This is a genomic window from Alkalibacterium sp. s-m-28 (genome assembly GCF_054658175.1).
In genome coordinates this window covers 40075-46258 of the sequence record NZ_BAAGIQ010000007.1, presented here as the reverse complement: position 1 = coordinate 46258, position 6184 = coordinate 40075, and the positions used below count along the sequence as shown (strand labels likewise).

Below are 6184 nucleotides of genomic sequence, written 5' to 3'. Positions count from 1 at the left end.
GGGCACTTACAACGAAAAGACTCTACCAGTGGGGTTTAGTTTCACTAAACCAACTGGCAGAGTCTGCTTACTTAAGATATTGAACCGCCGTATACGGAACCGTACGTACGGTGGTGTGAGAGGACGGTAAATAAATTAATTATTTACCCCCTACTCGATGGAGGTGTTGACCTACGTTTATCAGAGAAAATAGAAAATCAAAGGAAGGAATAACTATGGCCCAGGAAACAGTAATAATAAAAAAGACAAATATAAAAACAGAGTCGAAGAGCAAAAGTAAACTGCAGTATTTAATGAATAACAAGGCGTTGTATATTATGCTATTGCCAGGTTTGCTGCTGACTTTAGTATTCAGGTATTTTCCAATGTATGGTATCTTGCTCGCGTTTAAAGACTATAACCCTTTACAAGGCGTTTGGGGAAGTCCGTGGGTAGGATTTCAACATTTCGAAACCTTCTTCACTTCTCCTAATTTCGGCATACTCTTAAACAATACATTAAGATTGAGTATTTTTGGTTTAATTTTAGGTTTTTTCCCACCTATGATCTTAGCCCTATCATTAAACCAGATTATCAACAAAAAATGGAGACAGCGCATTCAATTAATCTTATATGCTCCGAACTTTATCTCAGTAGTGATTATAGTAGGGATGATATTTGTATTTTTCAGCACACACGGTCCGGTGAACTCGGTGTTGGGAAGATTCACTGGCAATACATTCCGATTTATGCAAGATGCTAGATTTTTCAGACCCTTATATATTGGTTCCGGAATCTGGCAAGGGATGGGATGGTCATCCATACTGTATACCTCTGCTTTAGCAAATGTGGATACTGACTTGCTCGATGCATCAAAAATTGACGGGGCTAATATATTTGAACGGATATGGCACATAGAAATTCCGGCAATTAAACCAGTAATGGTGATCAACTTTATTTTAGCTGTTGGAGGCGTTATGAGTGTGTCCTATGAGAAAGCTTTTTTAATGCAGACATCACTCAATTTACCTTCTTCTGAAATCTTATCAACTTATGTTTATAAAGTTGGGTTACAGCAAGGAAATTATGGGTTCTCTACAGCGGTAGGGCTGTTTAATTCTGTTGTAAATATTATCCTATTGGTCTCAGCGAACGAAATAATAAAGAAATTTAATGAAGGAAAAGGAATATAGGAGTGGAACTATGGATTATCTAACACTTTTTGACAAAAGAGTACTATTAATAAATAGAATTTTGGTAACGCTTATTGTACTTGTAACTGTAGTTCCATTGATATATGTATTAGTTGCTTCTTTCATGGAACCCAGTACGTTACTGACACAAGGTATAAGTTTTAATCCTAATGACTGGACGTTAGAAGGGTACAGCAGAGTTTTACAAGATGATTCGATCATCAGAGGCTTTATAAACTCAATGTTTTATTCAACGGCGTTTAGTTTGTTATCAGTCTGCATTACCATGCTGACAGCTTATCCATTATCAAAAAAAGAGCTGGTTGGAAAAGGACCAGTCATGACTTTCCTGATCATCACTATGTTTTTTGGAGGCGGTTTAGTTCCGACTTATCTATTGATAAGAAATTTAGGCATGTTAAATACACCATGGGCTATTATCGTTCCAGGTGCGATGAATGTGTTCTTCGTAATATTAGGTAAAACGTATTTCCAGAATATACCAGATGAACTGACAGAAGCTGCAGTTATTGATGGAGCGACTGAAATGGATATTTTCATAAAAATAATGATTCCCTTAGCAAAACCTATCATATTTGTACTGTTCTTGTATTCCTTCGTTGGTCAATGGAATGCATATTTCGAAGCAATGATTTATCTCCAGGACTCAAGACTGGAGCCACTTCAGTTAGTACTTAGACAGATACTAGTTCAGAATCAGCCACAACAGAACATGGTTGGTGCTCAGACTGAAATGGTCTTATTAAATCAAATTGCTGAATTAATAAAGTATGCCACGATTGTCGTTTCAAGTTTGCCATTGTTAATTATGTACCCATTTTTCCAGAAGTATTTTGAAAAAGGCACCTTAGTTGGATCAATTAAAGGATAAGAGAGGAAGAAAAAAATGAATAAACAGAATATAGTCAGAACACTTTTTGCGGTATCAACGGTATCTGTATTGAGCGCATGCAGTAATAATACAAATGCTACGGAGGATCTAGGGTTAAGCGATATTACATTCCCACTTGAAGAGCAGGCAACGTTAAATTTCATGACCCAGTCATCACCTCTGGCACCTGCTGATCCAAATGAAAAAGTATTACTGGAAAGAATAGAAGAAGAAACTAATGTAAAAATCAACTGGACGAATCATCAAGCAGAATTCGTTGAAAACCGTAACTTGGAAATATCCAGTGGAGATCTGCCTGATGGCATCTGGAATGCGCACGCTTCAGATTATGATTTGTTATCATGGGCTGAAGATGGAGTGATTGTACCTGTTGAAGACTTAGTCGATCAATATATGCCGAATCTAAAGAGCATATATGAGCGATATCCGCATTACAAATCACTCGTTACGGCTCCTGATGGTCATATGTATTCATTCCCTTGGATAGAGGAATTAGGTGAAGATAAAGAATCGATTCATACTGTAAATGCTATTAGCTGGATTAACGTTGAATGGCTGGACAACCTAGGATTGGATATGCCAGAAACTACAGATGAACTTGTTGAAGTACTCGAAGCCTTCAAGAATGATGATCCAACCGGTACTGGAGAAGAAGTGATTCCTTTATCTTTTATCGATGATGGAGGAAACGAAGACATGAAGATTTTGTTCGGTGCTTTTGGTATTGGAGACAATGATGATCACCTAGTAGTTGATAATGATGGAAACGTTGATTTTACAGCAGACAATGAAGAGTATAAAGAAGCCGTTAAATTCTTTAGTGATTTGTATGATAGAGGGTTAATAGATCAAGAGGCCTTTGAGCATGATTGGAATTCATATGCTGCTAAAGGGGCAGAACATCGTTACGGAGTCTACTTTACATGGGATAAAGCTAATATAACAGGCATGAATGATGCGTATGATGTCTTGCCTCCATTAGCTGGACCGGATGGCACAAAACATGTCACTCGAACAAATGGTATAGGGTTCAGCCGCGATCGATTTGTCATCACAAGCGCTAATGAGAACCTGGAATTGACTGCTCGTTACATTGATAAAATGTATGAACCTTTGCAGTCTGTACAAAACAACTGGGGAACTTATGGTGCTGAAGAAGGGGACAATGTTTTCGAGTTTGATGAAGAAAATGAGATGTTAGTTCATCTTCCTTTAGAAGGAATGGCTCCAACTGAAATTCGTCAAAGAACTGAACTGGGAGGACCGCTAGCCATACTTGACGAGTACTTTGGTACAGTGACGACTATGCCCGACGATGCGCAATGGCGGTTAGATTTACTGCATGAACACTTTATTCCACATGTGAACAATGATAATATCTATCCTCGTGTATTTACGACGATGGATGAGGCAAGTACCCTTTCTCAAATTGAAGCAGATTTATTTCCTTATGTCGCAAGAAAAAGAGCAGAATGGATTGTTAATGGACAGATAGAAGAAGAATGGGATAGCTATTTAGAAGAACTGGAAAGATTGGGATTATCTGAATGGCTTGAAATCAAACAAGCTGGTTTTGACAGATTTGAACAATAAATAGAAGATTCTAAGAAGATAATTGGCGGATAGATTATCTTCTTAAAATCAATTCGTTGAATCAAAAAATAAAATAATGTATAGATTGGACTGTTTGTGAAAAATGGAATACACACTAGATAACGCAAATAATTATATTAAATCAAATTCAAAGAACATTATAAAAGAATATAGACAAGCATTTCATGTAATGGCTCCGGTTGGCTGGATTAATGATCCGAATGGATTTATACAGTATAAAGATGAGTACCACTTGTTCTATCAGTACCACCCGTATAGTACTCAGCACGGACCGATGCACTGGGGACATGTGAAAAGTGATGATATGATATCCTGGGAGCACCTTCCAGTTGCGTTAGCACCTGATACAGAATTTGATAAAGATGGATGCTTTTCCGGAAGTGCTATAGAAGTTAATGACACCCTATATTTAATGTATACAGGTAATATTCAGCATGAAGATTTTGATAAAAACAGACAAATTCAATGTATCGCTACTTCAAAAGATGGGGTGCATTTTGAAAAAATCCAGGAAAATCCAGTCTTAACTGAACAAGATTTACCTGATAATGCAGTAGTGCAGGACTTTAGAGATCCTAAAGTATTCGAGAAAAACGGTGTGTACTATACTGTAATTGCCTCTCAAACAAAAACGGAAACTGGTCAGATAGTATTGTATGAATCAAGCGATATGATTAACTGGCAATTTAAATCCGTTTTATTAGAGGGCACTGCAGAGCAGGGCGTCATGTGGGAATGTCCGGATCTATTTGAATTGGATGGCAAAGATGTCTTGATTCTGTCCCCGATCAGAATTACTAAAAAAGGAAATAACTTTCATAATATCAGTTCCTGTGTTGTATTTATTGGTGAGGTCGATTGGGAAACTGGCGAATTCACTGTAGATTCTATGAATGAAATCGATCACGGTATGGACTTTTATGCTCCTCAAACGACGTCAGATAATATGGGTAGAAGAATTATGATAGCCTGGATGCAAATGTGGGATCGCCCAATGATAACTGATATAGAAAATCATGGATGGGCCGGATGCATGACTTTACCACGAGAATTAAGAATAGAAAATGACAGACTTATTCAGAAGCCAATTAGGGAAATAGGTCATTACGAAACTGAGACTCTTACTTTAGAAAATCTAACTATTGTAAATGAAAGTAAAGAGTTAGAGGATATAAACGGAGAAATCTTTGCGTTACACTTAAATTTAGATTTAGAGTTTGCTGAAAAATTTGAAATCAGCTTAAGAAAAAATACAGTAGAAGAAACAACGATTACGTATTGTAAAAAGAATGCAGAATTAACGTTTGATAGAACAAGAAGTGGATTTGAAATTATTGGGAAAGAAGACGTACCTGTTTTAAGTAGAAAAGTTGAGTGTCAGTTAGTTGATAATCAATTGCAACTCGATATTTACGTTGATAAATCCTCAATAGAAGTTTTTGCTCAAGATGGGAAGGAAACATTTACTTCTACCATCTATCCATTAAACAAAGCTGAAGGAATTTCTTTTACTTCCGTCGGGACGACGCTCATTAATAAGTTAGAAAAATCAGCAATTAAGCAAACCGTTGAGAAATATGGGGAAAAAGACTTAGGTGTCATTATATGAAATTACTAGGCGCAATAGAAGCAGGTGGAACAAAATTTGTCTGTGCTGTTTATACTGAAGACTTGACCAAAGTTCAAGACATCAGTATAGCTACTACTAGCCCATCAGTTACTATGTCGGAAGTGTTTAATTTTTTTGATGACTACGAATTATCATCTATAGGAATTGGATCTTTCGGTCCTATCGATGTTAATACTTCGTCAGCAACGTATGGATACATCACATCAACGCCCAAAACTGAATGGAAAAATTTTAATCTTTTAGGTCAAATTAAAGATAGATATAATATCCCAGTAGCATGGACGACTGACGTCAATGCATCCACATACGGAGAGTATACCTACGGGGCAGCAGCTGATAAAAAATCCTGCCTCTATCTAACAGTTGGCACAGGGATAGGTGGAGGATCTGTACTCGAAGGCAAGATATTGAATGGGTTCAATCATCCTGAAATGGGCCATTTGTATGTAAGAAGACATGCTGAAGATCATTATGAAGGGAACTGCGTCTTTCACAAAGATTGCCTGGAAGGCTTAGCAGCAGGTCCGGCTATAGAAAAAAGATATAACAGAAAAGCTGAACGATTAGATACTGAACATGAAGTGTGGGGCATCCAGGCAAATTATTTAGCCCAAGCGATTTTAGCCTATACACTGGTACTCAGTCCGGAAATAATCATTCTGGGTGGAGGAGTCATGAAACAAAAACAGTTGTATCCATTAATCAGAGAAGAGTTTAAAAAGATACACAATAACTATCTAGCTTTACCCCCGATGGAAGAATATATCGTGGCGCCAGAATTACAAGATGAACAGGGAATCATAGGCTGTGCATTATTGGCAAAAGAGCTCCTTTCTACTGTTTGAAAATGAAACG

The 6184-nt window shown here is 37.3% G+C and carries 5 protein-coding genes; all 5 read left to right on the top strand.

Going from position 1 to position 6184, the window contains the following annotated elements; translation table 11 throughout:
• The first annotated feature begins 293 nt into the window (after window positions 1–293).
• The 5 genes from ACYQ4S_RS02340 to ACYQ4S_RS02320 all read left to right on the top strand — a co-directional run bounded on the left by ACYQ4S_RS02340 (window position 294) and on the right by ACYQ4S_RS02320 (window position 6174).
• A complete protein-coding gene (locus ACYQ4S_RS02340; RefSeq protein ID WP_459769114.1) occupies window positions 294–1172 on the top strand; it encodes an ABC transporter permease in 879 nt (292 codons plus the stop codon).
• A gap of 10 nt (window positions 1173–1182) precedes the next feature.
• Window positions 1183–2064 (top strand): carbohydrate ABC transporter permease, encoded by an 882-nt coding sequence (locus ACYQ4S_RS02335; RefSeq protein WP_459769112.1) that lies wholly within the window; start codon window positions 1183–1185, stop codon window positions 2062–2064.
• Between the two features lie 15 nt (window positions 2065–2079).
• A complete protein-coding gene (locus ACYQ4S_RS02330) occupies window positions 2080–3678 on the top strand; it encodes a type 2 periplasmic-binding domain-containing protein (RefSeq protein WP_459769110.1) in 1599 nt (532 codons plus the stop codon).
• 103 nt (window positions 3679–3781) lie between these two features.
• A complete protein-coding gene (locus tag ACYQ4S_RS02325; RefSeq protein WP_459769109.1) occupies window positions 3782–5308 on the top strand; it encodes a glycoside hydrolase family 32 protein in 1527 nt (508 codons plus the stop codon).
• On the top strand, window positions 5305–6174 hold the full coding sequence (locus tag ACYQ4S_RS02320; RefSeq protein WP_459769108.1) for an ROK family protein: 870 nt from the start codon (window positions 5305–5307) through the stop codon (window positions 6172–6174). The genes ACYQ4S_RS02325 and ACYQ4S_RS02320 overlap by 4 nt, the downstream gene beginning before the upstream one ends.
• Window positions 6175–6184: the final 10 nt, after the last annotated feature.

Coding starts and splice junctions, on each gene's coding strand:
- ACYQ4S_RS02335 (WP_459769112.1), top strand. CDS start 1,183: ATGGATTATCTAACACTTTTTGACAAAAGAGTACTATTAATAAATAGA.
- ACYQ4S_RS02325 (WP_459769109.1), top strand. CDS start 3,782: ATGGAATACACACTAGATAACGCAAATAATTATATTAAATCAAATTCA.
- ACYQ4S_RS02330 (WP_459769110.1), top strand. CDS start 2,080: ATGAATAAACAGAATATAGTCAGAACACTTTTTGCGGTATCAACGGTA.
- ACYQ4S_RS02340 (WP_459769114.1), top strand. CDS start 294: ATGAATAACAAGGCGTTGTATATTATGCTATTGCCAGGTTTGCTGCTG.
- ACYQ4S_RS02320 (WP_459769108.1), top strand. CDS start 5,305: ATGAAATTACTAGGCGCAATAGAAGCAGGTGGAACAAAATTTGTCTGT.